The following is a 25,904-nucleotide window of genomic DNA, read 5'->3' on the forward strand; positions in this document are numbered from 1 at the left end:
AAACAGAGGCGCGCTCGAGCCCGATGCACTCTTGCGGTTCCGCACGTCTCTCATTGCCGGCGGTGTCGAAGATCAAGCAGTCGCGGAAGTTCCCCCGGTCCTGCATGAACTGAACGATGGGTTGAGAAAACGGCTCTTCCAGCTTCCTCCACCCGATGACTTCCCACCCCCTCTCGTTCATGTGGCGGACAGCCATCTTGAAAAGGATGGGCATGGAGGCAATCCGGTCCAGGTCAGAATCCGGAGTGTCGGTCCTGTAATCGTAATAGGCATCATGCGGCATCTTCAGCACCCGGCCGTAGCCAAAGGAGCCGTCTGCGAGAGGAATTCTCAAGAACGACCCGGGCTTGTAGAGGCGCGGCATCTGCTAATACCCCGTGTATGGGTGAAGGAGGCCCCACAACTCCGTGGCGGCTTCGTGAAAGTACGCGTTCACGGGTCTGGCCAAGGAGAGGAAAGCCCCTGATTTCGGACACTTGCAAAGCAATGCATGGCGCCGACGCCAGAGCAAAATCGTGAATCAGCCAATCGCTGGTCCATGATGTTGCTCTTGCTCGGCTGCCCTACCCCAATAGGTGGGCCATCGAGTAGCCTGACCCGTGAACGCGTACCCCGAAGCTACAGCCAGCGCCAAGGCGTAACCCTCCCGGGAGGCATGGCGGTAAGGCTTCAACTCCTAAACCCTGGCGCCGAACCCTGGACGGTGGCGGGGGCGGTGTTGAAGGACGCGACGGGCGCGGAGGAGGTGGAGCTTTCCGCGTGGCAGGTGTCGGCCATTGCCCCCGGCGCAATGGGCTTTGTCGTGGTGGGCGCCGAGCGGGAGCCGGGGCAACTCGCCTGCCCCTGCACCCTCAAACTGTGGGAGGCGCAAGGGCCCCGCACCGTCACCCTCGGGAACGTCACCTTCCCGGCTGGGGAGCAAGCTGGGAAGCAAGGCGCGGCGCGCGAGTAGTGCCGCCACCCCATCCGGCGGGAGGGAAAACCAACCTACCCGATGGGTTTTCAGCACCTTACCAGACCCGACGGCTTGACCTGGCTGTCAGCCGCTTTCTGTAATCGACGGGTTTGGGATTCCAGCTCGGGCGGCTCGCCCGGAGAGGTGCGGCAATGTCTAGGCATTCTGTCGATACTCGCCCCGTTGACATACGGCGGCCCCAGCGCGCGGGTGCGCTGGCGCTGGCGGCGCTGATGCTGGTTACAGCGTGCGCCACGGGGGCCCCCATGGGTGGAGGGTTGACGGCTTCCCGTTACCGTCCACCCGTGCCGCGCGATTCGCCCGAGCCGTGGGCGCTGGAGTCAGAAGCCGAGGAAGCCGAGGATGGGGGCCAGCAGGGAGAGGCACTCTTTGCCAAGCTGCCCACGGACTTCGCGCCTGTGCAGGTAAGTGACGCCGAGTTTTCGGCGGCCATGACAACGCTTTGGCTCAACATGCCGCTTCGGGTGGCCGCGTCCCGTCAGCCATTGTATGTCGGCCGTAGGCTGGCGTTGGCTTCCGCGCCCTTGAGTGGCGAAGCGTGGCAATCAGACCTGGCCCGGTCTTATGTGCATTTTTGCGAGCGGTGTGGCACTCCAGGGGATTGCCTGACGCTGTTTGAAGATGGGCCCCGCATTCAGGATGACGACAAGCGAAGCCTTGCGCTAGCCTTGGCGGTGGGCCCTGCCTTGGAAGGCGTAAACGCGGAAGTGCGGGCCATGCTTGACCCTACGCGAATGCTCGCAATGCTGAGCATTAGCATCACGGTTTATATGGCGCTGCTGCTGGCGCCAGTGCCCGAGCCGATAACCAAGGGCGCGGCCCTGGTGTTTAGCGCCGCCCTATGGGGCTATCTTGGTTATGAATTCTTCGACCTGTTGCGGGCCTATGCGCAGCTTTACGAGGATGCGCCCCGGGCCTCTACCTTTGCGGAGTTGCGCGAAATTGGCGAGCGTTTCGGGCGTGTCATCGGTCCTAACAGTGTGCGGATTCTCGTCATCGTTGGGACGGCGGCCATCGGTGAAACGGTGGCCCTTGCTTCCAAGGCCCCGAAGCTGCCCGGATTCGCGCAAGCGTCGGAGAGGGTCGGGGCTAGCACCGGCTTGGGTCTGCTGGAGACGGCAACCGGAGCCGAGCGCCTTATTATCTCTGTGCCCGAGGGGACGATCCGCATGGTGGTGGCGCCTCATGCCGTGGCGATGGCCGCCCGGGGCGTTGGTGCTGGGAGTCCTGCGCCGAGTCGGGGTAAGCTCCTGCCGAACGGACACAGGGCGTGGGGGTCGTTTGGTGGCTTCAAGTCAGCTATGGGGAAGGCGGGCCCCGGAAAGGAATGGCATCATATCGTAGAGCAGACTCCGGGCAACGCGAAGCGGTTTGGTGGAGAAGCGCTGCACAACACTGAAAACGTCATTGCGATGGATAAGGCGCTGCACGACAAGGTGAGTGCTTTTTACTCAAGAATTCGATTTTTCATCACCAAATCAACAAGGCTTGCTGTAAGAGATTGGCTTGGCACTCAATCCTACGAGGCGCAGAGGGAGTTTGGTTTGCTTGCGATAGAGAACATCAAGAACGGGGTTTGGTGATGGACTTGGAGAGTATAGTGGAGGAGTTTGCCCGAAACGTGGCTGCACAGACAGATGCGATCATGCGTGGCGACCGTGGCAAGGGAGGAGACAAGGAAGCGAAGCGATACATAGCCGCCTATAAGAAGCTACGCGACCATGGCGAGGCTGGACGGGATGCACTTGCACGGCTGTTGACGCACTCACGCATGGATGTGCGAGTCTACGCGGCAGGCTTCTTGCTTGGCGATAGGCCGGAACAAGCCTTGCCCGTTCTTAGGGAAGCCGCTAAGGGTGAAGGTTTGATTCCTTTTGAGGCATCCCAGGCGTTGAAGTATTGGGATGAGGGCACTTGGAGCTTGGACGTTGATTAGAAATTAGAGTCGCTTGCCCGGTGTCTCCTTCCAAACCCGAAGGCAGCCACGGTGGGCACCTCGGGCCGGTTGGAGGCCACCAGGGCCGGGCAGCCGAAGCTCGGGCCGGGGGAGGCCACCAGGGTAGCCCGGCAGCCACGGTGGACACCTCGGGCCGGTGGCGGCCTGTTGGCGTTCACGAGGAAGCGCGGAAATTTGGACCGGGACGCCGGAGGAGTGCCGGGGCTCCGGCATCCCGGTCCGAGGTGAGGCTCAGCGCTTGGACTTCGCCTTCCTGGTCGTCGCGGCCTCCTCGGCCTCGCGGCGGCGGTAGCTCTCGCCTTCGATAGCGAGGACGTCCGCGTGGTGGATGACGCGGTCAATCAGCGCGGTGGCGCACGCGGCGTTGGGAAAAATGGTCGGCCAGTCCGAAAACGCCAGATTCGTGGTCTTCGACCATCCACAATGCACCTCCAGTCACGCTCGGCTTTCCTTCGTCCGGGTCGCGGGCCGGAAGCGCAGCTGCCGCTCGCGCAGCTTCTTCAGGCGCGCGAGTTCCTTGCGATCCGCGTAAGCGACACGTTGGCCCTTCACGCTCTCACTCTTCAGCCAGCCACGACGTATCCATCCGTAGAGAGTAATGACGGGCATGTTCAACTCGCGCGCCAGATCGGCCAGCCACCATGCATCTGGAGCGGTGCTGGGCACGGGACGCGGGCCTCGTACAGGCGCGCCGTGGCGGTGCACCATGGCGCGCACCAGGCGCTCGTTGAAGGGGCTGCGCTGGGTGGGCGTCTTCCAGCCCTCCTGGTTGAGCGCTTCGGCAATCTGCTCGACGGTGAGGCCCTGCCTGCGCAGGATGCGGATGCGCTCGAGGAGTTCCTTGTGGCGGGCGAGCTGGTTCAGCCGTCCCACGGGACGTGCCATCTGGGTGCGTGTCTGCTGGCCACCGGCCCAATGCACCACGACGTCCACCCTCTCGCTGTCGTCGTGCGCGGTGACGTCCACTCTCTCAATCAGCAGACGTAGGAGGGTCTTCCTGTCCGCGCCGTCTGATTCGGCGGCCATTCAGGACGAACCCCAGCCAACCCCAACCCCTGCACCGGACAGCGGAGCCGAGCCCCACCTGCTGCGGGAGATTTACGCCGAGTTGTGCAAGCTGCGCGCGATGGTCGGAGACATGCAGAACCGGATCGCCAACGCAGCCCCGGTTCAAGCGGCCCGCGCCATCTCGATTGATGCCGCGCAAGGCCCTTCTCGGCTGCGGGCGCTCTCGGATTTTCGAGCTATTGCGCTCGGGGGCGCTGCGCCGTGCTCCCAAGGTGGGCAAGGTCGCCATGAGCACCCTGGACAGCATCGAAGCACTTCAAGAGTGCTTCGCCCGCGAGCCTGCCCCCAAGCGCAAGCGGCAACCCGCCCAGCAGTCAACCGGGCGGGCGGAGAAGGACGCGATCCTCAAGCTGATTCGGCAAGCCTGACCGGCAGGTATGCCGGATCCTCGGGATGCTCCAGCTTGATCGGAATCTTGATCATCGGGGGCACCTTCACGTTGTCATAAAAAACGCTTGGTTGTGTTTGCGGAGTGGTGCCCGACGACAGCGGCAATCGCAGACAGCGGCAGCCCTCCCGCATTGGGCCTTACCTCCTGCCCGCACTCCGATGCCCAGGTAACGAAGCTGTGCCGGTACTCCCCGAAATGCACCGGCTTGATCCGCAGGGTCTTGCAGGCGCGGGCCACAACCCGGCGGATGTGGCTATCAACCAGCCGGTCCAAATCTCCATCAACAAGCGTGCGCGGTAACAATGATGAAGAGGCAGGTGCTCGCGGGATGAGTCCTGGTCGTTCTGACCATGCTCTCCCTGCCTGCCCGTGGGCCCAGGGCGACAACCCCGTACCCGAGCCCCACGCATCAGGCGCCCAGAGACTGAAGGAGGATTGCCAACCTGACCCCGATGATCAATACTCGCATTGCCGCTTAAGCAGCTTTTAATGAATATCCACGGAGGCAGCACCGTGAGACACGTCAGCTCGAGTCGTTCGGTTTTGGGTGCAGGGGTTGCGCTCCTCATGCTCGCGGCCTGTGGCGACGGGAGCGGGAGCAGAAGCGCGGCAAGCGCGCGCCCCTCCGAGCTGTCGCCAGGCGCGGCGGAGCTCATGGCGGCCTGCCCTGCGGCAGGACTGCCCAGCGGAGATCTCGTGCCGGATACGAGCACCGCCCCCAGTTGCGCCGATGCCACCGCCGCCCCCACCACGCTGGCGTATGCCAGCGGCAGCAGCCACCTGCTCGATCTCTACCGCCCGAGCACGGGCAGCGGCCCCTTTCCCACCGTCATCTGGATCCACGGTGGCGGCTGGCGCAGCGGCTCCCGGCTGAACGTGGAGCAGGCCCGGCGGCTGGTGTGCCGCGGCTACGCGGTGGCCTCCATCGACTACCGGCTGAGCACCACGGCCCCCTTCCCGGCGCAGATCCATGACGTCAAGGCGGCCATCCGCTTCCTTCGCGCCAACGCCGCCAGCCATGGGCTGGATCCGCAGCGCTTCGCCACCTTCGGCAGCTCCGCGGGCGGCCACCTGGCCGCGCTCGCGGCCACCAGCAACGGGGTCGCCGAGCTGGAAGATCTCTCCCAGGGCAATGCCGGGTTCTCCAGCGCCGTGCAGGCCGTGATCGACTGGTACGGCCCCACCGACTTCGCCCGGATGGACGCGCAGTTGCTGGCGCAGGGATGCAGCGCCGGCTCGGCGAGCCACAGCCAGCCGGACTCGGCCGAGAGCCAGCTGCTGGGCTGCACCGTCGGCACCGCCGGTTGCGCGAGCGCGGTGCAGCGTGCGAACCCGATCACCTACGTGAGCGCCAGCGCTCCTCCCATGCTCATCCTGCACGGCTCCGCGGACTGCGTCGTCCCGGCCGCGCAGAGCACCCTGCTATCCTCCTCCATGCAGCAAGCGGAGGGCTGCGTGCTCCAGCGCAGGGTCGTGGGGGCGGGCCATGGGGGGACGCCGTGGCTCAGCACTCCGGTGCAGGACACCTCCGCCGCCTTCCTGGACGCCGTGCTCCCCCCTTCCACCGCGCCCTCCACGCCCCAGGCGGACTGCTCGAAGTTCGTGCTCACGGGCAACCCGACGTCCACCACCGGCGCGACCTGGACCTATGATTCCACGGACCAGGGCGTGCGCTACGTGCTCAGGGGAATCCTGTTCAAGCCCATCGGTACGGGGCCATTCCCGGCGGTGGTCATCAGCCACGGCAAGGGCGGCACGGCGCGCGGCTACTCGGCCAACGTGGCCAAGACCATGACTCCGTGGGGAATGGTTGCCATCGGCACCACGTATACCCACGCCGCTGACGCGGCGGGCACGGAGCCGGCCGGGGCCGATGGAGCCTCGCCCGAGAACGTGCTGCGCGCTCACAAGACGCGCGACCTGCTCTCCTGCGTAGGCCAGGCCGACTTCTCCCGGGTGACGGCGCATGGCCACAGCATGGGGGCCTTCGTCACCGGCCAGCTGTTGGGGACCCATCCGGCGGACTTCCGCGCGGCCTCGCATACCGCCGGAGGCGTGAGCGACGGTGTCAATGCGACCAAACGCCCGGTGGCCGAGCAGATCCGCACGCCGTACCAGCTCCACCACGGTGACGCCGATACCGTGGTCCACATCTCCCAGGACCAGACGCTGGACTCGATCCTCACCGCCAGCGGAACGCCTCACGTGTTCCACGTCTACCCGGGCTACACCCATGAGCAGATGGCGCTGGACCCCACCATGCTGGCACGGGTGCGGGACTGGTACCGCCAGCATGGCGTCGTGCCCTGAGTCACGCCCAGACGCCATCGAAGAGCACGACGCGCCAGCCGTCGGGATCGGCGATCGTCGTGCTACGCCCCTTCCAGTAGGGGTTTGCGGGCTCCACCTCCGGGTACCCCATCGAGAACAGGCGCGCGACGATTCGTGCGAGAGCCGCGCGCTCGGGGATGTAGAGGACGAGCAGGTTGTCACGTGACGGTGCCTCTCCGGGGCTGCCCTGCTCATGGTGCGTGAGCTCCAGATGAACGCCTGCGTCGGGCAGGCCGAGCATCACGCCGTCGTAGCCGGCATGTCCGGTGAACGAGCCGAGCACCTTCAGGCCAAGCAAAGAGAGGGCCCGGGTCTGTGCCACCCGAGCCCTCCGGAGTGTTGCGGTCGGCTGGCGGCATGAGTGCCTGCCGCCGCTGCGCAGCTCCGTCAAGTTCCTGCCCGTCCGCTCGGAGTGTGCGGACGTGGAGCTTCTTCTCGAGGAGCGTTGCTCCTGGTGTCTCAGGGTCTTCTTCATTTGCCCCTCCTGCTATCTGGGCCAGGCCTACTGCGGCCCGGAGTGCCGCGAGGCCGGCCGCCAGCGGGTGGTACGTGCGGCCAGGGCCCGACATCAGCGCAGCGAGGAGGGGCGGTTGGACCACCGCGACCGGCAACGCGCCTACAGGCGGCGTCTGAGCCGACGCACCAGGTGCGGCGTGACGGATCCACCTTCGCAGTCACCTCCATCTGCTGTGGAGTGCGCGGCGCCGGGCGAGCCGAGCGCACCGATGGGCGGTGCGCTCGAGCGAGCCGGCGTGGAGATTGAGCATGGATTGCCCCTCGCTGCTGCTGTGGCCCTCGGCCACGCAGACGCGCCTGTTGCTGACGCACGGCCCGGAGGAGAAGCTGAGGGCGGTACTGCCCCCGTTGACGCACCTGCGCCACGGCCGGGCGGTGACGACGCTGCTGGAAGGACTGGCGCTGTGGATGGACGCCGTTGCGCGTTGTGCTGTGTGCCAACGCCACGGCCGTTTCGTACTGGCTGGGATTGACCGACGCACGTGGCGTGGGCATGCGAGGCCTCTTCTACGACGTGCAGCTCGTCGCGCCACGGGACAAGCGCATGGCCGCCGAGGTGCACGGCCTGGGTGACTTCGAGGACATGCACGCGCTGCGCGAGGCGCCGCCGGTGGGAGGGTTGCCGTGACGGTGGACACGCAGGTGGAGGCGGAGGTGCGCCGACTGTACTCCGGATGACCCGCGCATCGCCGCCTCACGCACCCGCCCCCACTCCCTCGCCTCCAACGCCAGCCTCCTCGACAAGGACTCCTCCGATGACCACTCCACTCGCTGACCGCCTGGCCTCCCTCGGGATGCACGCCACCTCCCAGGGCCTCTCGGACCTCATCGCCCGCGCCACGAAGGCCAGGTGGGGTGCTACCGAGCTGCTGGAGCACCTGGCCGACGAGGAGCAGAAGGAGCGGGGCCGCAGAAGTCTCGAGCGGCGCCTGTCTCGCAGCCGTCTTGGCCGCTTCAAGCCCATGGCGGACTACGACTGGGGATGGCCCAGGAAGATTGACCGCGAGGCCGTCGAGTCCGCCTTGCGCCTGGATTTCCTGGAGGGCGCGCGCAACGTCGTCATCGTCGCGCCGCAGGGACTGGGCAAGACGATGATCGCGCAGAACATCGCCCACCAGGCCGTCCTCAAGGGGCACTCCGCTCTCTTCGTCACCGCCTCCCAGTTGCTGCTCGACCTGGGTGCCCAGGACACCAGCCGCGCACTGGACCGCCGCCTGCGCCACTACGAGCGGTGCGGCACGCCAGGGGATTGCCTGACGCTGTTTGAAGACGGGCCCCGCATTCAGGATGACGACAAGCGAAGCCTTGCACTCGCCCAGGCGGTGGGTCCTGCCCTGGAAGGCGTAAACGCGGAAGTGCGGGCCATGCTCGACCCTACGCGAATGCTCGCGATGATTAGCATGAGCATCACGGTTTATATGGCGCTGCTGTTGGCGCCAGTGCCCGAGCCGGTAACAAAGGGCGCGGCCCTGGTGTTTAGTGCCGCCCTGTGGGGTTATCTCGGTTATGAATTCTTCGACCTGTTGCGGGCCTATGCGCAGCTTTACGAGGACGCACCCCGGGCCTCTACCTTTGCGGAGTTGCGCGAAATTGGCGAGCGTTTCGGGCGCGTCATCGGTCCTAACAGTGTGCGGATTCTCGTCATCGTTGGGACGGCGGCCATCGGTGAAACGGTAGCCCTTGCTTCCAAGGCCCCGAAGCTCCCCGGATTCGCGCAAGCGTCGGAGAGGGTCGGGGCTAGCACCGGCTTGGGCCTGCTGGAGACGGCAACCGGAGCCGAGCGCCTGATTGTCTCTGTGCCAGAGGGGACGATTCGCGTGGTGTTGGCGCCTCATGCCGTGGCCATGGCTGCCCGGGGCGTTGCCGCTGGGAGTCCTGCCCCGACTCGGGGTAAGCTCCTCCCCAATGGACACAGGGCGTGGGGATCGTACGGTGGTTTTAAGTCGGCAATGGGAAAGGCAGGCCCCGGAAAGGAATGGCATCACATCGTGGAGCAGACTCCGGGCAACGCGAAGCGGTTTGGCGGAGAAGCCCTGCACAACACTGAAAACGTTATTGCGTTGGATAAGGCGCTGCACGACAAGGTGAGCGCTTTTTACTCCGCAATCAAGCCAAGGATCACGAACTCAAAAGCGCTGACAGTGCGGGAGTGGCTTGGTACCCAGTCCTATGAGGCACAGCGCGAGTTCGGCTTGTTGGCCATCAAGAACATTGCCGGAGGTATCCGGTGACTGATATTGAGAAGCTCGTTGCGGAGTTTGCCGAGAACGTGGCTGCACAGACGGATTCAATCTGGAAAGGTGACTCGAAGACCGGCAACAAGCACGCCAAGAGATACATTGCCGCATTCGACAGATTGGTCGCACATGGTGATGCCGGGCGCAATGCGCTCACTGTGCTGTTTACGCACCCCCGCATGGATGTTCGAGTGTCGGCGGCTGCGTATTTGCTCCGATACCGGACAGCAGAGGCCCGAGCGATACTGGAAGAGGCGGCGAAGGGTGTGGGGATGATTCCCTTTGAGGCTTCGTTAGTATTGAAGAATTGGGAAAGCGGCACGTGGGCCCTGGACCCTGCCGAGGATGCTGCGGGGCAGCCAGAAGCGCCTGGCCCAGCACGGCCCAGCCAGCGCAGCCGACCACGCACGGGGCGCGGCACTACCGACAGACGGAGGGGGAGCAAGCGGGACAAGCCCGACGGTTGATCTTGAGAAGAGCGCGCTAGAACCGGGCAGGCGAAGCTCGGGCCGGTGGAGGCGCCCCCAGGGTGTTGATGGTCACCAGGGCACGGCAGGCGTAGCTCGGGCCCGGTGGAGGCCACCAGGGCGCTGGCGGATGAGACACGCGGCGGCTGCGCTGGTATGCCCACCGGGGGCAGACGACCTGGTACCGGTGGCTGTCGACGCGCTCGCGCGGCGCCAGGGGCCTCCAGTGGTGACGCCACGAGCAGCTCCTCGTCCGGTCCCCACTGCCTACACCCCGGCTCGTCCACCGCTACGGCACGCCATCAGTCCTGCGCCTCGAGCCCCGTGAGCCAGGCGTCGAACGTCATGGCGATGAAGTCATCCATCGCCGTGGCGTTCTTTTCCGCCTTCATCCTCAGCAGGGCGCCTTCCCAGCCGTGGATGAGATGCCGGGCGATGCGCCTGGGGGAATCCAATGGCCGTACCTCGCCTTTGTCCATCGCCTCGCGAACCACCTGCTCGAGGTCCACTTCCCACGCCGCGAAGGCGGACTGGATTTTCGCGCGCAGGTTGTCGCTCACATCCGACACCTCGGCGCTGAGGTTGCCGAGCAGGCATCCTTCCCGGAAACCCACTCCCTCGAAATACGCGGCGTAGTGGAGAAAATACCGCCGGAGCCGCTGCAGCGGCGGACCCGCTCCTTCCAGCAGCAGCTCCCGGCGGGTTTGCGCGGCGAGCTCGGCGTACAGCTCGACCACGCCCAGGGCGAAGTCCTCCTTTCCGTCAGGAAAGAAGTGGTAGAAGGAGCCCTTGGGGACATCGGCGGCGTCGACGATGCGCTTGATTCCGGTGGCGGAGTATCCCTCACGCAGCAGCAGCCGCAGCCCCTCGTGCAGGAGTTTTTGCCGGGTCCCTGTTCCGCTCATCGTCGACTCCCGGGTCTTCAGGCCTTGTTCTGATGATAGAGGAACACGGCATCGGTTCCTCCGCTCATGCCCACGGCGAGCTGGATGTTCAAATGGGCCATCGCCTCGAGGTACCGCGCACACCGCAGCGGTCCGGCGTCGATGGGAGCGAAGCCGAGCTCCTGGAGTAGCCGGGCAACGGTGGTGTTGGCATCGGCGGAATTTCCGCAGAGGAACCCAGCGGCCGGCAGGCCTCCCCGGTTGAGTTTCTCGGGGAACATGGAATCGGCGAAGACGGTGTTGAAGGCCTTCACCACCCGGGACTCCGGGAGCAGACGGGCGATCTCTTCTCCCGCCGAGTTCTCCTCACCCAGCAGCACCGGGGACCAGTCCGGGTTGAGGGGATTGGTCGCATCGATGACGATCTTCCCGGCGAGCGCCGGGCGCAGCGCCGGCAGCACCTCCTTGCACGCCAGGTACGGGAGCGCGATCAGCACGGCCTCCCCGTACTCGGCGGCCTGGGAGAACGTGCCGCGTTCCCCCAACAGCACGCCGTGCCCGGCCCGGATGAACAGCGCTGCGGTCTTCTTGGCGACGTTGCCACTGCCGAGGATGCCGATCTTCACGTGTCTCTCCCGCTCGGTGGATTTCATCCAACACCGATGGGCTCACTAGTAGACCGGTCGTCTAGTGGAGTCAAGCCAGCTGTACCGCTGCGGGGTGGTGAGGCTCTCGAGCTGCCGCCACCTGGCCCGCGCCTTCGAGCCTCGTCAGGCCTTCTCCTCGACGAGCTTGCGGAACTCGGCCCGCATCGCGCCCACCTCGCCCTTCTGCGAGCCGCCGTGAATCTTGTCCGCGGCCTCGCCAATCTGATGACCCAAGGCCAGCCCTCCCACGGTGCGGACCGCCAGGCCGAGCCCGGGGTTGACCATCCCCGCGAGCACGCCAGCGCCCGTCGAGAGCGCCGCGCTGGTGAGCACCTTCTTCGTCTCATGCCGGGTGCGCGCGTCGATGGCCTCCGTGAGCGTGCCCATGCCGGCGTCGGAGACGGTAGCGGTGGCGAAGGCGCCCTCGGCGCCGGATTTGGTCGCCACGGCCAGGCCCTTGGCCGCGGCCAGGGGATCGCCCTCGGCGAGCGCCGCCAGGGCCTTCTCGCCCGCATGCTTCGCTCCGGCGCCCGCGATGCGGACCCCGTCCCGGGTATCGAGCTGGCCCTGGCCGGCCACCTTGACGGCCTTGGCGCTGAACGTCACCTGGTCCGTCATCTGCGTCATCGACTCCTTGAAATCCTTCAGGTCCACCTTGCCGCTCACCACGGCGGAGCCCACGTTGGCCACCGAGGACACCGCCTTCTGGCGGCTCTCGAGGAAGCCCTGCATCCCGTCCTGCAAGGGGTTGGCGTGCGCGTCGGGCCGGATGTTGCCGGCCAGGCGCGAGAGCTTCGTGTCCCCGCGCTCGAAGGAGGAGCCACCGTCCGCGCCCGAGGGCAGACCGGCGCCCTGCTTCATCGGGCCTGGGGCCTGCCCCTTGGCTCCCTCCCGCTCGTTGACCCGGCGGTTCATCGCCTCCGTCGCGACACCGAACGCCATGCTAGCTCCCACCTGACCAAGACGCCTGAGCATGCTGCCCTCCATTCTGGTTGGGGGATGTCTCCCCGGACGCGAAGAATCCTGATTCGCAGGGGAATTGTCGGACGTGGCGGGAGGAAGTTGCGCCGGATCTTCCCCCGCCCGTCGGATGCCCCCCTTGTCTCCCGGTCAACTCCATGTCATGACATGGATATGCGCCTGCCCATCCTGCTCTCCCTGCTGGCCCCCGCGTTGTTCGCGTGCGCCTCCCCGCCCGCGCCCCTCACCGAGGGGGCGGGCAACACCCTCGCACCGGCCGAGCTGGTGCGAGCGCACCTGCGCGCGGCGGAGCAGGGGGACTGGGTCACGGCCGAGGCCCACCTCGCCGACGACTTCGAGATGCAGATGAAGGGCATGCCCTTCTGGGTCTCCATTGGCCGCCCGAATGGCCTGGACATGCACAAGGCGCGCAAGACGGCCTTCCCCGACTTCCAGTTCAACGAGCAGGTGGTCCGCGAGGAGGGCAACGCCGTCACCATCGCGGTGTACCTCACCGGGACGCACACCGGGCCTCTCGACTACCCTATCGACGAGGTGCCCAAGATGGGGCCCACGGGCCGGACGATCGATCTGCCCGCCGAGTACTTCACCTATTACGTGGAGAAGGATCGGATCCGCCGCATCTTCGGTGAGATTCCCGAGGGACATGGACCGCCCGCGCTCAAGAAGCAGCTCGGAGTCGAGGACTGAGGTACGAGGCCAGGCCCTGCGGACGCTCGGCCGGCGGCTGCACGAGGCGAGCGCCGGGCTGATGGTGCTGGGGGATCGCGTGCTCGCACCCCTCGGGGTCACCGCGGCGCAGTGGAAGGTGCTCGCGGCGCTCGAGGCCGACGGCCCGCGGAGGATCTCCGATCTGGTCTCCAGCCTGCGGTTGGATCAAGCGGGGACCTCGCGGCTGGTGGATCGGCTCGAGCGCGCGGGCTTCGTCACCCGCCGTCCGTCCAAGGAGGATCGCCGCGAGGTCCGCGTCGTGCTCACCGAGGAGGGCGCCGGGGCCGCGGCCCGCTGCCGTGCGGTGCTCGAGCCGCTGATGCGCGAGCTGACGGGGGAGCTCGAGGATGAGCGGCTCGCCGCCTTCGCGCAGGTGCTCGAGGTGTTCGCCGCGCGCGTCGAGACGCTCACCACCCGCGTCCCCCCGCGCCGGCCTGGCCGGACGCCCGGACGCCGCTGACGGCACCGCCGCGAGTCCGGGCGGCCCGTTTCACCCCAGGCATTTCAAGCAGGCCCGCCACGCCCATGGCCGGGCCGGAGGAGACACATGCGCATCACTGTTTTCGGAGCCACGGGAGCCACGGGGCGGGAGCTGCTCGCCGCCGCCCTGGCGTCAGGTCACACGGTGCGGGCCTTCGCCCGCCGCCCGGAGGCGCTGGCCGGCCTGCCGGGAATCGAGGTGGTGTCCGGCGAGCTCCGGGAGCCCGCCCAGGTGGGCCGTGCCATTTCAGGCGCCGACGCGGTGCTCTCCGCGCTGGGGACGGGGAGGGATCTGTCACCCACCACGGTGATGTCCGAGGGGACGGCGAGCATCATCGCCGCGATGAGGGCCGAGGGCGTGAGCCGCCTGCTGGCCATCACCTCGGGCATGGTCACCCCCACGGGCACGGAGCCCCTGTTCTTCCGCTTCATCGGCCGTCATCTGCTCCGCCACGTGCATGCGGACCACCTGCGGCTCGAGGAGCACGTGAAGGCCAGCGGGCTCGACTGGACGCTCGTCCGCCCGCCGAGGCTGCTCGATGGACCGGCCCGGGGGGGGTACCGCCTCGCTCGCGACGCGGGCGTGCCCGGTGGCAGTGAGATTACCCGTGCCGACCTGGCGCGCTTCATGGTCGCGGAAGCCGCCGAGCGCACCTGGCTGCGCTGTGGCGTGGCCATCGGCTATTGACGCGCCTGGCCACTCCGGGGCAGCTCGACGACGAGCGGCTGGTGGCCCGGCATGCGGCCGAGCGTCAGCACCCCGGTCAGCGGGACGGCGAGACGGGGAGCTCGAGCGTGGCCGTGGCGCCCTTGCCGGGACCCTCGCTCTCCAGCAGCAGGCGTCCCCCCATGGCCTGCGCCGCCAGCGCGCTCGAGTGCAGGCCAAAGCCATGCCCCTCCTTGCGGGTGGTGAAGCCGAGCGCGAAGAGCTGCTTGCGCAGCTCCGGCGTGAAGCCCTTGCCGTTGTCCACCACCTGGATCCGGGCCATGTTCTCCTGCGCCGTGAGCCGCACGCACAGGTGACGTTGCCCCTCGGGGAGCTCGGCCATGGCGTCCTTGGCGTTGTTGAGCAGGTTGATGAGGATCTGCAGCACCTTGTGCTTGTCCACCTGCATCCTGGGGACGGAGGTGAGCTCGCGCGTCACGGACACGCCGTGGCGCTGCAGCGTGACCATCTGGAAGCGCAGGCTGTCTTCGATCAACTGGGCGAGGTCCCACTCCCCGAGGATGAGGGACGTCTTGGCGTAGTCCTGCTGCACCCGGATGATGGCGTGGATGTGCTCGAGGTGCAGGCCCATCTCATTCAGGCTCTTCTGGAGCTGGGTCCGCTCCTGGCCGAGCTCCTCGGTGAGGGCCAGGAGGTAGTCCGGCAGGATGCGGCCACGCGGGTCACGCGTCAGGAACCCCACCAGATCCTCCTGGTGCTCCTCGAGCAGGGCGGAGAGCTGAGCCGCCCGGTCGTAGCGCGAGGCCGCGACCGAGGAGCGCATCTGCTCCAGGTTGATGACGGCGCTGGTGAGGACGTTGCCCACGTTGTGCAGCACATCCGAGGCGACCTCGGCCATGCCCGCAGCGCGCGCCGTGTCCACCAACTGGGCCTGCGCCTGCTTGAGCTCGCGCGTGCGCTCCTCCACCCGCCGCTCCAGCCCGTCGTTGGCGCAGCGCAGCGCGGCCTCGGTGCGCTGGAGCTCGGCGTACAGCCGTGCGTTCTCGATGGAGATGGCGGCCTGCGAGGCGAGCTGCCCCAGCAGCGTGATGCGCTCCGGTGTGAACGCCCCGGAGGCGAACCGGTTCTCCAGGTACATCACTCCCGACAGGGACTCCTGGCGCATCAGCGGCAGGCAGAGCACGGACCTGGCTCCGCTGTGCTGCAGGTAGGGTTCTCCCGAGAAGGGGTGGGGCGCCGCCGCGTCGCCGATGAGCACATGCTCGTGCGTGCGCCGGACGTAGGAGATGATCGTCCAGGGCAGCGTGGCCTCTGATGCCCCGGCGCTCTCCGTGTCGGCCACGACCTCGAGCCTGTCACCGCGCGGGAGCAGCAGGGCGCCCCGCTGGGCCCCCGCGTTCTCGGTGGCGACCCGCATGAGCGTGGACACCAGCCGCTCGAGGACGATCTCGCTGGAGACGGCCTGCTGCGCCTTGACCACGGCGAGCGCGTCGATCTCCCGGGACTCCGACGAGGAGGAGGTGGTGGTGGCGGTGCTCGAGGGGGCCGCCAGGCCCACCAGGGACGGCCACAGGGCGTCCAGCTGCCTGACCTTGCCGTGAGCCCCCCACTGCGCGTACGCCTCCCGGGCCTGGTGCGCGTAGGCCTCCGCGATGAAGGGGGCCTGCCGCTTGCGGTAGAAGTTCGCCGCCAGCTCGCACACGAGGGCCACGTGCTGGATGAAGCCGTTCTCGCGGGCCTCGCGAAGGGCCTCTTCGTACGTGGGGAGCGCCTGCTCCAGGCGGCCCCGGACACGGGCCAGCTCCGCGAAGACCAGCCGCTCGAGCGCGCGGAACGTCTCGGGGCAGTTGACGGCCCACTCCTCGAGCTGTTGCCAGTGCACCTCGGCGGCCTCGAGGTACCGCTGCCGCTCCTGCTCCGCCGCTCCCTCGCAGCATGCGATCAGGCTCAGGGCGCGGAAGAGGTAGAAGTCCAGGCGCGGGATGATGCTGATGAAGGACCAGATGAACGCCGCCGCCTTGTCCCCCGCCTCCCGGGCCTCCGCGTAGGCGCCGCACATGAAGCGCGCCTGCATCTTGGAGAGCCAGTACTGGCACACCATGCTGCTCATGTGGGCCGGCGACAGCGAGGCCTCGAGGGCCTTCTCGTCGAAGCCCTCCCCATCCAGCGTGCCGAACGTGGGCGAGTGGCCCCGCAGTGTCTGCAGGTAGCGCAGGACGATGAGGGTGGTGTCCACCACCCCCACGAAGCCCGTCTTGCGCATGAAGTCCATCCGGACGATCGCGTCCTGGTAGACGTCGTCCAGGGGGTGTCCCATGGCCTGCCGGTTCCAGACGACATGGCCCACGATGTAACAGGCGTACAGGTAGTTGTTGGTCTGGAGTGCGTGCTGGAAGGCGCTCAGGGCGTGCTCGTGTGCGACGGCCAGGGGCCGGCACCAGTAGCTGATCATCTCCAGGTTGAAGAGCGCCCGGGTCCGCTCATGGGTCAGGTGGTGCCGGTCGACGAGCGCGCAGGCGAGCATTCCATAGGCATGGCCCTCCTGATAGCTCTTGAAGAACTGGCCGAGCAGCACGCCGAGCGAGCTGTACGCGATCACCGACTCGTTGGTGTTGCCGTAGCGGAGGCTCAGGGAGACCAGCCGGCAGACATGGAGGACGAGCAGGTTGTTGTCGGTGAGGTAGGCGGACGGGAAGAGGCGGGCCAGGACGCTCATCACCGGCTTCATGTCCGCGTCCGTCATCAGCGGCAGCTCGACGAGGCTCTCGATGGAACGGGCTCCCAGCAGCGCCTGGACCTCCTCCCGGGCGGCCAGGGCCTCCTCCCAGGAGGGATGGGGGTCCATCGGCATGCCCAGCAGGGCCAGGCACTCCAGCAGGCAGGTGACGGAGGCCTGGAGCTCTCCGGCGATGAGGTGCAACTCATGCCTCAGGCCGTAGACGGCGGCGATGTCCACCCGCCTCCGCGCCCGGGCGCGCAGCCCCTCCAGGAGGCGGAGCGTCTGGGCGAAGTTGCCGCTCACGAGCTCGCTGCCCGCCTGATCGAACTGCACCTTGAAGGCCAGCGCGGGGTCCGTCTCCCAGGGATCGCCCGGGATGAGCGTGAAGGCCAGTGAGAGATAGGCGGCGGCCGAGTCGTGCGCGCTCGAGGCCTGGGCCTTCCAGCCCGCCTCGGCGTTCAGGCGCGCGAGGCGGTGGCGCTCCTCGGGGTCGCTGATCAGCTCCACGCCGGTGTTGAGCTGGCTCACGATCTCGAAGAGCTTCTCGCGCACCTCCTCGGGAGACAGGTGCTCCAGCAGCAGGCGCCCGATGCGCAGGTGGTGCGCCTTGCGCTCGCCTTCGGGGATGAGGGCGTGCGCCGCCTGCTGGATGCGGTCATGCAGGAACCGGTACTGCTCCGAGGCGCTGCGCACCACCAGGCCCTCCTGGAGCGCCGGCTCGAGGCCCCGCTCCACCTCGCCCGTCTCCAGGCCGGAGACGAGGGCCAGCATCCCGAGCGGGAAGCTGTTGCCCACGCACGCCGCCAGGGGCAGCAGGTGCTGGGTGCTCGCGGGAAGCTGGTGCAGGTTGCGAGCCATGAAGTCGACGATGTTGTCGGAGTACCCCCTGGACCGGACGCCCTCGGCATCCCACCGCCATCCCCCTCCGGGCGTGCGGCTGAGGAGTCCATCGTGGTGCAATGTCTGCATCAACTGGAGGAGGAAGAACGGGTTGCCGCCCGTCTTCTCGTGCACCTGCGACGAGAGGGGCACGATGAGCTCCGCCCCCGCGCCCGGGAGCGCATCGCCCACGAGCTCCTGGAGCTGCTCCCGGCTGAGCGGCTCGAGCTGGAGGTCCGTCACCGCGACGTTCGCCTTGCGCACCTCCCCGAGCGTCATCATCAACGGGTGGGAGGGGCTGACCTCGTTGTCCCGGTAGGCGCCGATCCACAGCACCGGGGGCGCGTCCTCCTCGGTGAGCAGGGATTGGAGGAGCCGGAGGCTGGCCAGGTCCGCCCATTGCAGATCGTCCAGGAACATGACGAGCGGGTGCTCGGCGGTGGCGAAGACGCCGAGGAACCGGAGGAAGACCTGCTTGAAGCGGTGCTGCGATTCGGCGGGCGGGAGCTCCGGCACCGCGGGCTGCGGGCCCAGGAGGAGCGCGAGCTGCGGAACCAGCTCCACGAGGACCTGGCCGTTGCCCTGGAGGGCCTCGTGCAGGCGCTCACGCCACCGGGCCACCTCCTCGTCGGTGCCCACCAGCAGGTGCTGCACCAGCCCGCGGATGGCCTGGGCGAGGGTGGCGTAGGGCACATCCCGCTGGAGCTGATCGAACTTGCCGCTCAGGAAGAACCCTCGCCGCTGAACCACGGGCTTGTGCAGCTCGTGGACCACCGACGACTTGCCGATGCCGGAGTAGCCGCGGACCAGGATGAGCTCGGGCCTGCCTCCGCGCACGATTCGCTCGAAGCCCTGGAGCAGGGTGGCGACGTGGGCGTCGCGCCCGTAGAGCCGCTGCGGGAGCTGGAAGCGGCTGGGGATGTCCCGCTTGCCCAGCACGAAGAGCTCGAGGGCGCCCCGGCGCAGGCCCTCCACGCACTCCGCGAGATCGTGCCTCAGCCCCTCGGCGCTCTGGTAGCGCTCCTCGGCCACCTTGGCCAGGCACCTCATCACGATCGCGGACAGCACGGGCGGGACGCTGGCGACGAGCTCGTGTGGCGGCCTCGGCAGCTGGGCCATGTGCGCATGGAACCACTCGAGCGCGTCACGCCCCTGGAAGGGCCGGACTCCCGTGAGCAGCTCGTAGAACGTCACGCCCAGCGAGTAGAAGTCGGTGCGGTAGTCCACCGCGCGGTTCATGCGCCCGGTCTGCTCCGGGGACATGTAGGCCAGCGTTCCCTCGAGCTGGTGGCTCGGCGCCGCGTCCACGTGCTCGGTCCGCTGGAGGGTGGCGGCGCCAAAGTCGATGATGCGCGGCTCTCCCGTGGGCGTGACGATGATGTTGGAGGGCTTGAGGTCCTTGTGGATGACGCCCCGGAGGTGGATCTCCGCCAGCGTCGAGGTCAGGGAGACGGCCAGCTCGAGGAATCGGCCGAGCTCGAAGGGTCTGCCCACGGCCTCGGAGAGGGCCACCCCGTGAACCTCCTCGAGGATCAGGACGGGGCGGTCGTTGACCCGCTCGCAAGCATGGGGCCGGGTGACGCCGCGCACGCCCTGGAGCCGCCGCAGGATGCTGTGCTCCCGGCGATACCGCTCGTCCTCGCGTGGGCCCACGAAGGGGCCCGCCGGTGTCTTGATGATGACCGGTGCGCCATCCGCCTCGCGCACCGCCTGGAACAGCATGTTGGCGTCAGTGGCGCGGACCGGACGGCGGAGCGTGTAGCCTGGAAGCTTCAACATGGGGGGAGTCCACCGCCAGGGTCGTGCTCATGCAAGTCCCCCCCCGCGGGCTTCCCTTCTCCCGCTCAGAAAAGCTCTCGCTGGACGCCCGCCGCCTGGAGGAGGTAGTCCCTGGACGCCTCGAGGGCGGTGCGGAGGCGGGCCTGGTTGACATCGAGCAGGGCGCCTCGCCACTTGCGGATCCTTCCCCCGACGATGACCGTGTCCACGTTGCCGCGGTCCATCAACGTGACGACGGCCCCCGGCACGTTGTTGAGCGGGGCCACGTTGAGGGCATCCGCGCGCAGCAGGAGGATGTCCGCCTCCTTGCCCGGCGTCAGCGAGCCGATCTTGTGGGAGAGCCGGGCCACCCGGGCTCCCTCGACCGTGGCGAAGCGGATGACATCGCGGCAGGTGAGGAGCTCGGGCAGGTTCGTCTCGCCGTTCAGCGCGCGCTCGTTGATGAGCGCCCGCTGGAGCGTGAAGGCGGTCCGCATCTGCGTGAAGAAGTCCGCGGTCATCGTGCACTCGACGTCCGTGCTGAGCGCGGGCTGCACGCCATGATCGAGCGCGGACTGGAGCGGCGGCATGCCGTGCCGCATGGCCATCTCGATGGGGACGGCGATGGAGACGCTCGCACCCGACCGGGCGATCGCCTGCCAGGAGCCCTCGGAGATGCGGCTGGCGTGGATGAACACGAGATCCGGCCCGAGCAGGCCCTCGCTCTCCAGCTGCTCCACGAGCGTGGCCTGGCCGATGCTGCCGACGAGGTGCGTCACGATGGGCAGGCCATTCTGGCGCCCGATGGCCCAGTAGGTCCGGAAGGCGGGGTCGAACACCTCTCCGCCCATCGCCAGGGTCAGGAGCTGATCGGTCGAGGAGAAGTACTGGTTGCGGAGCCGCTGGAGATCGTTCGGGAAGATGTTGCCGGGGCCCGCGCCGGGTGAGTACACGAAGACCGCGCGGCGGCCCGCGTCCTGGAGCCCCCGGATGACGGCATCGGTGTGCGCCGGGGTATGGCCCACCTGCGACGTGTCCACGACCGTGGTCACCCCCGCGTCCAGCTGGCTGAGCGAAGCGACGAGCTCGGCGAGGTAGGCGTCCTCCGGCCTGAAGACCGGGGTGATCTTGTAGTAGATGTAGTCGAGGTAGTTCTTCTCGCCGTGCGGCAGCCCATCGTTGAACAGCAGGCCGTCCGGCAGGAAGCTCCGCAGCGCGGTCTGGTACTGGTGGTGGTGCGTGTCGACGAACCCGGGCATGACGATCATGCCCGCGGCGTTGATGACGGCCGCACCGGGAGCGTGCAGGTTGGCTCCCACCGCGACGATCCGCTTGCCCTCGATGAGCACGTCACCCCGGGCGAAGTTGCCCACCTGGGGATCCATGCTGAGGACCGCGCCACCCTTGATCAGGTAACGCCGGTGCGGGGCCCCGGTCTCCCTGGGCAGGTCCTGGAGCCTGGCCTCGCTGTCCTGTGACAGGTCACCCTGCGTGGGCGCCGCCAGGGCCGGGAGGGGAGCCGAAGCGGCCACCGCGGCCCCGAGGGCGGAAGCCCCCCGGGTGAGAAACTCGCGACGGGAGGAGCCCTCCTGCTCGGGCTGACCGTCATGGTTCGCGTCGTTTCCACAGAGCATCCGGCACATGTCACATTCTCCCTCTGGACCCACCAGAGCTGACTTCCGTGGATTCTGAGAATAGCGTGTGACGAGGCACGGCGTCGAGACTCATCATCGGCGCGGGGGCCACGACTTCGCGGGGAGTTCCCTTCCGCCTCGGCACGAGCGGGTGCGGCTCTTCGCTCGTGCCGGGCGGAGCGGGCAGGGCGTTACTGCGCCTTGGCCTCGTCGGCGGCGGCCTGCTCGGCGAGGGCCTTGGCCTCCTCGGCCTTCTTCATCCCAGCGGCCTTGGCTTCCTCGGCCTTGGCGAGCGCCGCCTGCTGCTTGTCATGGTCGGCCTTGGCCTTGTCGGCGGCCTTTCTCGCGGCCTCGGCCTTCTTCAGGGCGGCCTTGGCGGCGGACTCGGCCTTCTTCTTCTTGGCCGCGTCGGTCTCGGTGCTGGCGTCGGTGGACAGCTTCGCGGCGCTGGCCTCGGACTCGGCGGCCTTGGCCTCGGCGTCGTCGGCCTTCTTCTTCGCGGACTCGGCCAACTTCGCCGCCTTCGCCGCGTCGGCCTCGGCCTTCTTCGCGGCGCGCTCGGCGGCCTGGGCGGCGCTCTTCGCCTGCTGGGCGGCCTTCTTCGCCTCCTTCTTCGACATCGCCGCGGCCTTCATCTCCTCGCCCTGGGCCTTGTCGCCCGCCGGGGCCTCGGCCTTCTTCTCCTCGGCCTTGCCCTGGCCGTGGGCGGGGGCTTCGGCCTTGCCCTGGGCGTGGGCGGGGGCTTCGGCCTTGCCCTGGGCCTGGGCCGCGTTCGCGGTGCCGAGCGCCAGAGCGAGGGTCATCAGGCCAATGTTGCGGGTCATGCGCATGTGAATCGTCTCCTCGAGTTGGGAGCTCCCCACGTTACTCGAAGTGACCCCGGGGCGCGGGTTTCCTCTTCCGAGGGAGAGGGAACCTCAGGCCATGACGGCCAGGGGCGCGGGACTGGCCGTCAGGCAGCCGAGGCCCACCAGCGTGGTCCGGAGCCAGGAGGCCCTGGTCGTGAAGCGCCTCGGCACCCTCACGCTCGGGATGCACGCCCATCGGCGCTACCTCGCGCGACGGGGCACACCGAAGCGCCTCGAGGACCTCGCCACACACAGCGTGATCGGCTTCGACCGGGGGACACCGGCGATCCGGAGCATGCTCAAGAGAATGCCGAGTCGTCTTCGACGCACTGGCCGCCGGCCTCGCGGGACACATGGATCGCTGAAGGTTGGTTCGCCTCATGACGCACGCTACAGTCGCGGCCCAATGAAGGCGACCTCGCGCTTGCAGTTGCTCACGCTCTACACCTTTTCGGGCATCGCCGGACTCATCTACGAGGTCGCGCTCCAGCGCGAGTTCTCCCGTGTCTTCGGCGTGACCGCGTTCGCGTCCGCCACGGTGCTCGCCGCGTACATGGGTGGCATCGCCCTGGGGGCGCGGTTGTTCGGTGCGCTCGCGGACCGGGTGGCCCGTCCGCTGCGCCTGTATGGTGCGCTCGAGCTGGGCATCGCCGTGTACGCGCTGCTCACGCCCACGCTGACGGCGGCGGTCTCCGGCGTGTTCGTGCGGCTGGCCAGCGGCGTGGACCCTCAAGCGACCCGGCTGATCGTGCTCCGCCTGCTGCTGGCGTTGCTGTTCGCATTGCCCCCCACGCTCCTGATGGGTGGCACGCTTCCCGCGATGGCACGCGCGGTCTCGAAGCTCGTCGGCGCGGCCGAGGTGGCCCGGGCGACGACGACGCTCTACACCCTCAACCTCCTGGGCGCGTTCCTCGGCTCGCTGTCGGCGACGTATCTCCTGCTGCCGAACCTCGGCCTGTCGAAGACGCTGTGGCTCGGCGCCGCCTTCAGTGCCATCGCGGGAGCCATCGCCCTGGTCCTGCGCGACGAACCCGGCGCGCCGCTTCCAGCGCAGGACGCCTCGGCACCGCCTCTCGCGAACCGGGTGCTCCTGGCGGCGGCGGCGTGGTCGGGGTTCTCGGTGTTCGCGTATGAGGTCGTCTGGACGCAGCTCAACGGCCTGGTCATCGGAAGCAGCGCCTACGCCTTCGGCATGATGCTGTCCCTGTTCCTGCTCGGGCTGATGCTGGGGTCGGCGATCATCTCCCGGTTGAAGCTGCCATCCGTCGAGTGGCGCCACATCGGTTACGTGCAGCTCTCGGTGTCGGTGGCCGTCCTGGTGACGCTGCCGCTGTGGGACGAGATTCCAGGGGTCTTCTCGGCGGTGGGCCCCCACGTGACGACCTTCGAGGGCCGCGAATTGGTGCGGTTCGTGGCCGCCGCCGCCGTCCTGCTCCCTCCGGCGCTGTTGTTGGGCGTCTTCTTTCCCCTGCTCTTGCGCGTCGCCGCCGCCAATCGAGAGCTCGGGCATGCGGTGGGTGGGATGACGGCGCTCAACACCTCGGGCGCCGTTCTCGGCTCGTTGGTGACCGGGTTCGGCATGCTGCCGCTCCTTGGCAGCAGGGGCACGCTGCTCGTCCTGGTCTCCGCGGGTTGTGTCATCGCGTTGTTCTGCTTTCGTGGCCGTCCGAGACTCGCCGCCGCGGCGGTGGGGGTGATGGTGGCTGGGTTCGCGCTTCCCGGCTGGGACATGTTGCGGCTCACGTCCGGAGAAAACGTCTACTTCCTCTCGCAGTACTTCCAGGGGGGGAAGCTGCTGTACTCCGCCGAGAGTGTTCAATCCGGCATGACGACGGTGGTGCAATACAGCGACGCGCCCCCGCGCAAGGTGCTCCTCAGCAACGGCAAGTTCCAGGGAAACAACGGCGGCGAGCTCGTGGCGCAGGTCCGCTTCTCGCAGATTCCGTTGTTGTTCCAGGACAGCTTCGAGCGGGCCCTGCTCATTGGCGTGGGCACCGGCACCTCGGTCGCCGTGCTGGCCGCATCGCCCTTCGAGCACATCGATGCCGCCGAGCTGTCTCCGGATATCCTGCGCGCCTCACGTGAGCACTTCCGGGAGGTGAACAAGGGCGCTCTCGATTCGCCGCGCGTGCAGGTCCATTACGCCGACGGACGGAACATGCTGATGCTGAGCCCGCATGTGTATGACCTGATCACCATCGAGGTCACCAGCATCTGGATCGCCGGAGAAGCGGATCTCTACAACCGCGAGTTCTATGCGTTGGTGAAGAACCATCTGCGGCCCAAGGGGGTGTTGCAGCAGTGGGTGCAGCTGCACCACCTCACGCCCCGGGACCTGGCGATCATCCTCCACACCGTCCGTCAGGAGCTGCCGCACGTCGCGCTCTTCTATGGCGGGCGGCAAGGACAGATCATCGCCTCGCGCGAGCCACTCGTGATGGATTACACGCACGTTCGCGAGCTCTCGGACAAGCTGCGAGGGACCTTCGCCGCGAACAATGTCCCGGCCGGTGACTTCCTGATGCTCGCCGGCGAGACCCTGCTCAACGAGCAGGGCGTCGAGGCGTACATCCAGCGGTACATGGCCACGGACTCGGGGCGGCCCTCGGGGTTCGTCTCGACGGACGACAACCTCTACCTCGAGTACTCCACGCCTCGCGGCAATGTCTTTCCCCCGTCCCAGCAGCGAGAGCTGTTGCAAGCGATCCGCTCGGTGGGGCAATCGGAGATACCCGTCCGGGGCGTGGATCGGCCCGGAGAGGCGGAGCATGTCCGCGGCGCCCGCCTGGCCGGCCAACGGAACCTCAAGGAGGCGATCTCGACGCTCGCCGAGGCGGTCGCCGCGGGGGCGAGCCAGGCCGAGCCTCTTCGCGCCGACCTCGAACGCCTGCTCGCCAAGACCGGGCAGCTCAGGGGCGCTCCGGCTCCTTGAGCTCGAGGTCCGCCGGGTGACCGGGGGCTCCGGAGTGCTGCACCACGGAGAGCTCACGTACAGCTTCGTGGCCCGTGTCGCGCCCCCATTCACCGGCACGCCAGGCCGCCGAGGCTAGCGGTTGGCTGGGCGGCCCACCTGGATGGGTCCCCCGCGCTGAACGGCGCGCTGATAGGCGGGACGGGCGTACAGCCGCTCCAGGTAGGGGCCCAGGGGGGCGAAGGACTCCAGGAGCCCCGACGGCCGTGCCGCTTCCAGCACGAAGCTCATCTGGATGTCGGCGGCGCTGAAGGTGTCGCCCAGCAGGTAGTTCCCCTTCTCCAGCGTTCCGGAGATGTAGCCCAGGTGGTTCTTCATCTCGCTGGAGATGCGCGGCATGAGGGGCGCGGCCGCCTCGCCCAGGCGTCCCATGTAGATTCCCATGATGAACGGCAGCATGGCCGAGCCCTCGGCGTAGTGCAGCCAGTGCACGTAGGTGTCGTACTCGGCCGAGTCCGGTGCGGGCGCCAGCCGTCCCTTTCCATGGTGGCGCACCACGGAGTCGATGATGGCACCGGACTCGGCGAGGACCCGTCCGTTGTCCTCCAGCAGCGGGGACTTGCCGAGCGGATGGATCGCCTTGAGCTCGGGAGGCGCGAAGCCCGTCTTCGGGTCGCGCGGGTAGATGACGATCTCGTAGTCGAGTCCCAGCTCCTCCAGGAGCCAGAGGATGCGCTGCGCGCGGGAGTTGACCAGGTAGTGCAGCTTGAGCATGGGCGCAGGATCGCTCAGATCGCACGGCCTCTCACAAGGCCGTTTTTCAGACGGCTGTGGGAGAGGCC

The 25,904-nt window shown here is 67.8% G+C and carries 22 protein-coding genes and 1 pseudogene; 12 read left to right on the forward strand and 11 right to left on the reverse strand.

Features of this window, described 5'->3' with window-relative positions; translation table 11 throughout:
* Positions 1–364, reverse strand: a 364-nt coding sequence (locus tag AC16DP_RS25060; protein ID WP_483956870.1) for an immunity 26/phosphotriesterase HocA family protein, incomplete at its 3' end; no start/stop codon positions are given.
* Between the two features lie 291 nt (positions 365–655).
* Here AC16DP_RS25060 and AC16DP_RS25065 point away from each other — a divergent pair.
* The 3 genes from AC16DP_RS25065 (at position 656) to AC16DP_RS25075 (ending at position 2,912) form a co-directional block, all read left to right on the forward strand.
* Entirely contained in the window at positions 656–952 is a 297-nt protein-coding gene (locus AC16DP_RS25065; RefSeq protein WP_329729486.1) for a DUF2381 family protein, read from the forward strand.
* Between the two features lie 155 nt (positions 953–1,107).
* Positions 1,108–2,559 (forward strand): SitA5 family polymorphic toxin, encoded by a 1,452-nt coding sequence (sitA5, locus tag AC16DP_RS25070; RefSeq protein ID WP_483956871.1) that lies wholly within the window; start codon positions 1,108–1,110, stop codon positions 2,557–2,559.
* Positions 2,559–2,912 (forward strand): hypothetical protein, encoded by a 354-nt coding sequence (locus tag AC16DP_RS25075; protein ID WP_329729545.1) that lies wholly within the window; start codon positions 2,559–2,561, stop codon positions 2,910–2,912. The genes sitA5 and AC16DP_RS25075 overlap by 1 nt, the downstream gene beginning before the upstream one ends.
* A 252-nt stretch (positions 2,913–3,164) precedes the next feature.
* Here AC16DP_RS25075 and AC16DP_RS25080 read toward each other — a convergent pair whose 3' ends face one another.
* Both AC16DP_RS25080 and AC16DP_RS25085 read right to left on the reverse strand, forming a co-directional pair.
* On the reverse strand, positions 3,165–3,362 hold the full coding sequence (locus tag AC16DP_RS25080) for an ATP-binding protein (RefSeq protein WP_329729488.1): 198 nt from the start codon (positions 3,360–3,362) through the stop codon (positions 3,165–3,167).
* A 6-nt stretch (positions 3,363–3,368) separates the two neighbouring features.
* A complete protein-coding gene (locus tag AC16DP_RS25085; protein ID WP_329729489.1) occupies positions 3,369–3,959 on the reverse strand; it encodes a hypothetical protein in 591 nt (196 codons plus the stop codon).
* Positions 3,960–4,228: 269 nt separating this feature from the next.
* Between AC16DP_RS25085 and AC16DP_RS25090 the strand changes: the two genes are divergently transcribed.
* Together AC16DP_RS25090 and AC16DP_RS25095 are read left to right on the forward strand one after the other, a co-directional pair.
* On the forward strand, positions 4,229–4,369 hold the full coding sequence (locus AC16DP_RS25090; RefSeq protein ID WP_329729490.1) for a hypothetical protein: 141 nt from the start codon (positions 4,229–4,231) through the stop codon (positions 4,367–4,369).
* Between the two features lie 719 nt (positions 4,370–5,088).
* Complete coding sequence (locus AC16DP_RS25095) at positions 5,089–6,702, forward strand: alpha/beta fold hydrolase (RefSeq protein WP_329729491.1); 1,614 nt, start codon at positions 5,089–5,091, stop codon at positions 6,700–6,702.
* A gap of 1 nt (position 6,703) precedes the next feature.
* On the opposite strand, the gene AC16DP_RS25100 is transcribed toward AC16DP_RS25095, so the two are convergent.
* On the reverse strand, positions 6,704–7,045 hold the full coding sequence (locus AC16DP_RS25100) for a VOC family protein (RefSeq protein ID WP_329729492.1): 342 nt from the start codon (positions 7,043–7,045) through the stop codon (positions 6,704–6,706).
* Between the two features lie 612 nt (positions 7,046–7,657).
* Here AC16DP_RS25100 and AC16DP_RS25105 point away from each other — a divergent pair.
* The 3 genes and pseudogenes from AC16DP_RS25105 to AC16DP_RS25115 all read left to right on the forward strand — a co-directional run.
* The gene (locus tag AC16DP_RS25105) at positions 7,658–7,867 is read left to right on the forward strand and encodes a hypothetical protein (protein ID WP_329729493.1); all 210 of its coding nucleotides are present in this window, start codon (positions 7,658–7,660) and stop codon (positions 7,865–7,867) included.
* A 127-nt stretch (positions 7,868–7,994) separates the two neighbouring features.
* Positions 7,995–9,470: an ATP-binding protein gene (locus AC16DP_RS25110; RefSeq protein ID WP_329729494.1), complete on the forward strand. Its 1,476-nt coding sequence runs from the start codon at positions 7,995–7,997 to the stop codon at positions 9,468–9,470.
* A pseudogene (locus AC16DP_RS25115) lies at positions 9,467–9,814 on the forward strand (DUF2019 domain-containing protein); the annotation flags it as partial. The gene AC16DP_RS25110 and the pseudogene AC16DP_RS25115, both read left to right, overlap by 4 nt.
* A gap of 431 nt (positions 9,815–10,245) precedes the next feature.
* Here AC16DP_RS25115 and AC16DP_RS25120 read toward each other — a convergent pair.
* From AC16DP_RS25120 to AC16DP_RS25130, 3 genes are all read right to left on the reverse strand, one after another.
* Positions 10,246–10,848: a TetR/AcrR family transcriptional regulator gene (locus AC16DP_RS25120; protein WP_329729495.1), complete on the reverse strand. Its 603-nt coding sequence runs from the start codon at positions 10,846–10,848 to the stop codon at positions 10,246–10,248.
* Between the two features lie 17 nt (positions 10,849–10,865).
* Positions 10,866–11,453 (reverse strand): NADPH-dependent F420 reductase, encoded by a 588-nt coding sequence (locus AC16DP_RS25125; RefSeq protein ID WP_329729496.1) that lies wholly within the window; start codon positions 11,451–11,453, stop codon positions 10,866–10,868.
* A gap of 144 nt (positions 11,454–11,597) precedes the next feature.
* A complete protein-coding gene (locus AC16DP_RS25130; RefSeq protein ID WP_329729497.1) occupies positions 11,598–12,416 on the reverse strand; it encodes a hypothetical protein in 819 nt (272 codons plus the stop codon).
* 192 nt (positions 12,417–12,608) lie between these two features.
* Here AC16DP_RS25130 and AC16DP_RS25135 point away from each other — a divergent pair, with 192 nt between their 5' ends.
* The 3 genes from AC16DP_RS25135 (at position 12,609) to AC16DP_RS25145 (ending at position 14,334) form a co-directional block, all read left to right on the forward strand.
* Positions 12,609–13,145 carry an ester cyclase gene (locus AC16DP_RS25135; RefSeq protein WP_329729498.1) on the forward strand — a complete coding sequence of 179 codons (537 nt, stop codon included), beginning with the start codon at positions 12,609–12,611 and terminating at the stop codon, positions 13,143–13,145.
* Complete coding sequence (locus tag AC16DP_RS25140) at positions 13,102–13,626, forward strand: MarR family winged helix-turn-helix transcriptional regulator (RefSeq protein WP_329729499.1); 525 nt, start codon at positions 13,102–13,104, stop codon at positions 13,624–13,626. The genes AC16DP_RS25135 and AC16DP_RS25140 overlap by 44 nt, the downstream gene beginning before the upstream one ends.
* An 87-nt stretch (positions 13,627–13,713) precedes the next feature.
* A complete protein-coding gene (locus tag AC16DP_RS25145; protein WP_329729500.1) occupies positions 13,714–14,334 on the forward strand; it encodes an NAD(P)-dependent oxidoreductase in 621 nt (206 codons plus the stop codon).
* A 76-nt stretch (positions 14,335–14,410) separates the two neighbouring features.
* Here AC16DP_RS25145 and AC16DP_RS25150 read toward each other — a convergent pair whose 3' ends face one another.
* The 3 genes from AC16DP_RS25150 to AC16DP_RS25160 all read right to left on the reverse strand — a co-directional run bounded on the left by AC16DP_RS25150 (position 14,411) and on the right by AC16DP_RS25160 (position 22,127).
* Positions 14,411–19,690 (reverse strand): trifunctional serine/threonine-protein kinase/ATP-binding protein/sensor histidine kinase, encoded by a 5,280-nt coding sequence (locus AC16DP_RS25150; protein WP_329729501.1) that lies wholly within the window; start codon positions 19,688–19,690, stop codon positions 14,411–14,413.
* Positions 19,691–19,755: 65 nt separating this feature from the next.
* Positions 19,756–21,312 carry an amidohydrolase family protein gene (locus AC16DP_RS25155; RefSeq protein WP_329729502.1) on the reverse strand — a complete coding sequence of 519 codons (1,557 nt, stop codon included), beginning with the start codon at positions 21,310–21,312 and terminating at the stop codon, positions 19,756–19,758.
* A gap of 182 nt (positions 21,313–21,494) precedes the next feature.
* A complete protein-coding gene (locus AC16DP_RS25160; protein WP_329729503.1) occupies positions 21,495–22,127 on the reverse strand; it encodes a hypothetical protein in 633 nt (210 codons plus the stop codon).
* A gap of 430 nt (positions 22,128–22,557) precedes the next feature.
* Between AC16DP_RS25160 and AC16DP_RS25165 the strand changes: the two genes are divergently transcribed.
* Complete coding sequence (locus tag AC16DP_RS25165) at positions 22,558–25,083, forward strand: fused MFS/spermidine synthase (protein ID WP_329729504.1); 2,526 nt, start codon at positions 22,558–22,560, stop codon at positions 25,081–25,083.
* Positions 25,084–25,197: 114 nt separating this feature from the next.
* Here AC16DP_RS25165 and AC16DP_RS25170 read toward each other — a convergent pair whose 3' ends face one another.
* Positions 25,198–25,836 carry a glutathione S-transferase family protein gene (locus AC16DP_RS25170; protein WP_329729505.1) on the reverse strand — a complete coding sequence of 213 codons (639 nt, stop codon included), beginning with the start codon at positions 25,834–25,836 and terminating at the stop codon, positions 25,198–25,200.
* Positions 25,837–25,904 lie beyond the last annotated feature (68 nt).

The sequence above is a fragment of the Archangium sp. genome, assembly GCF_057119385.1.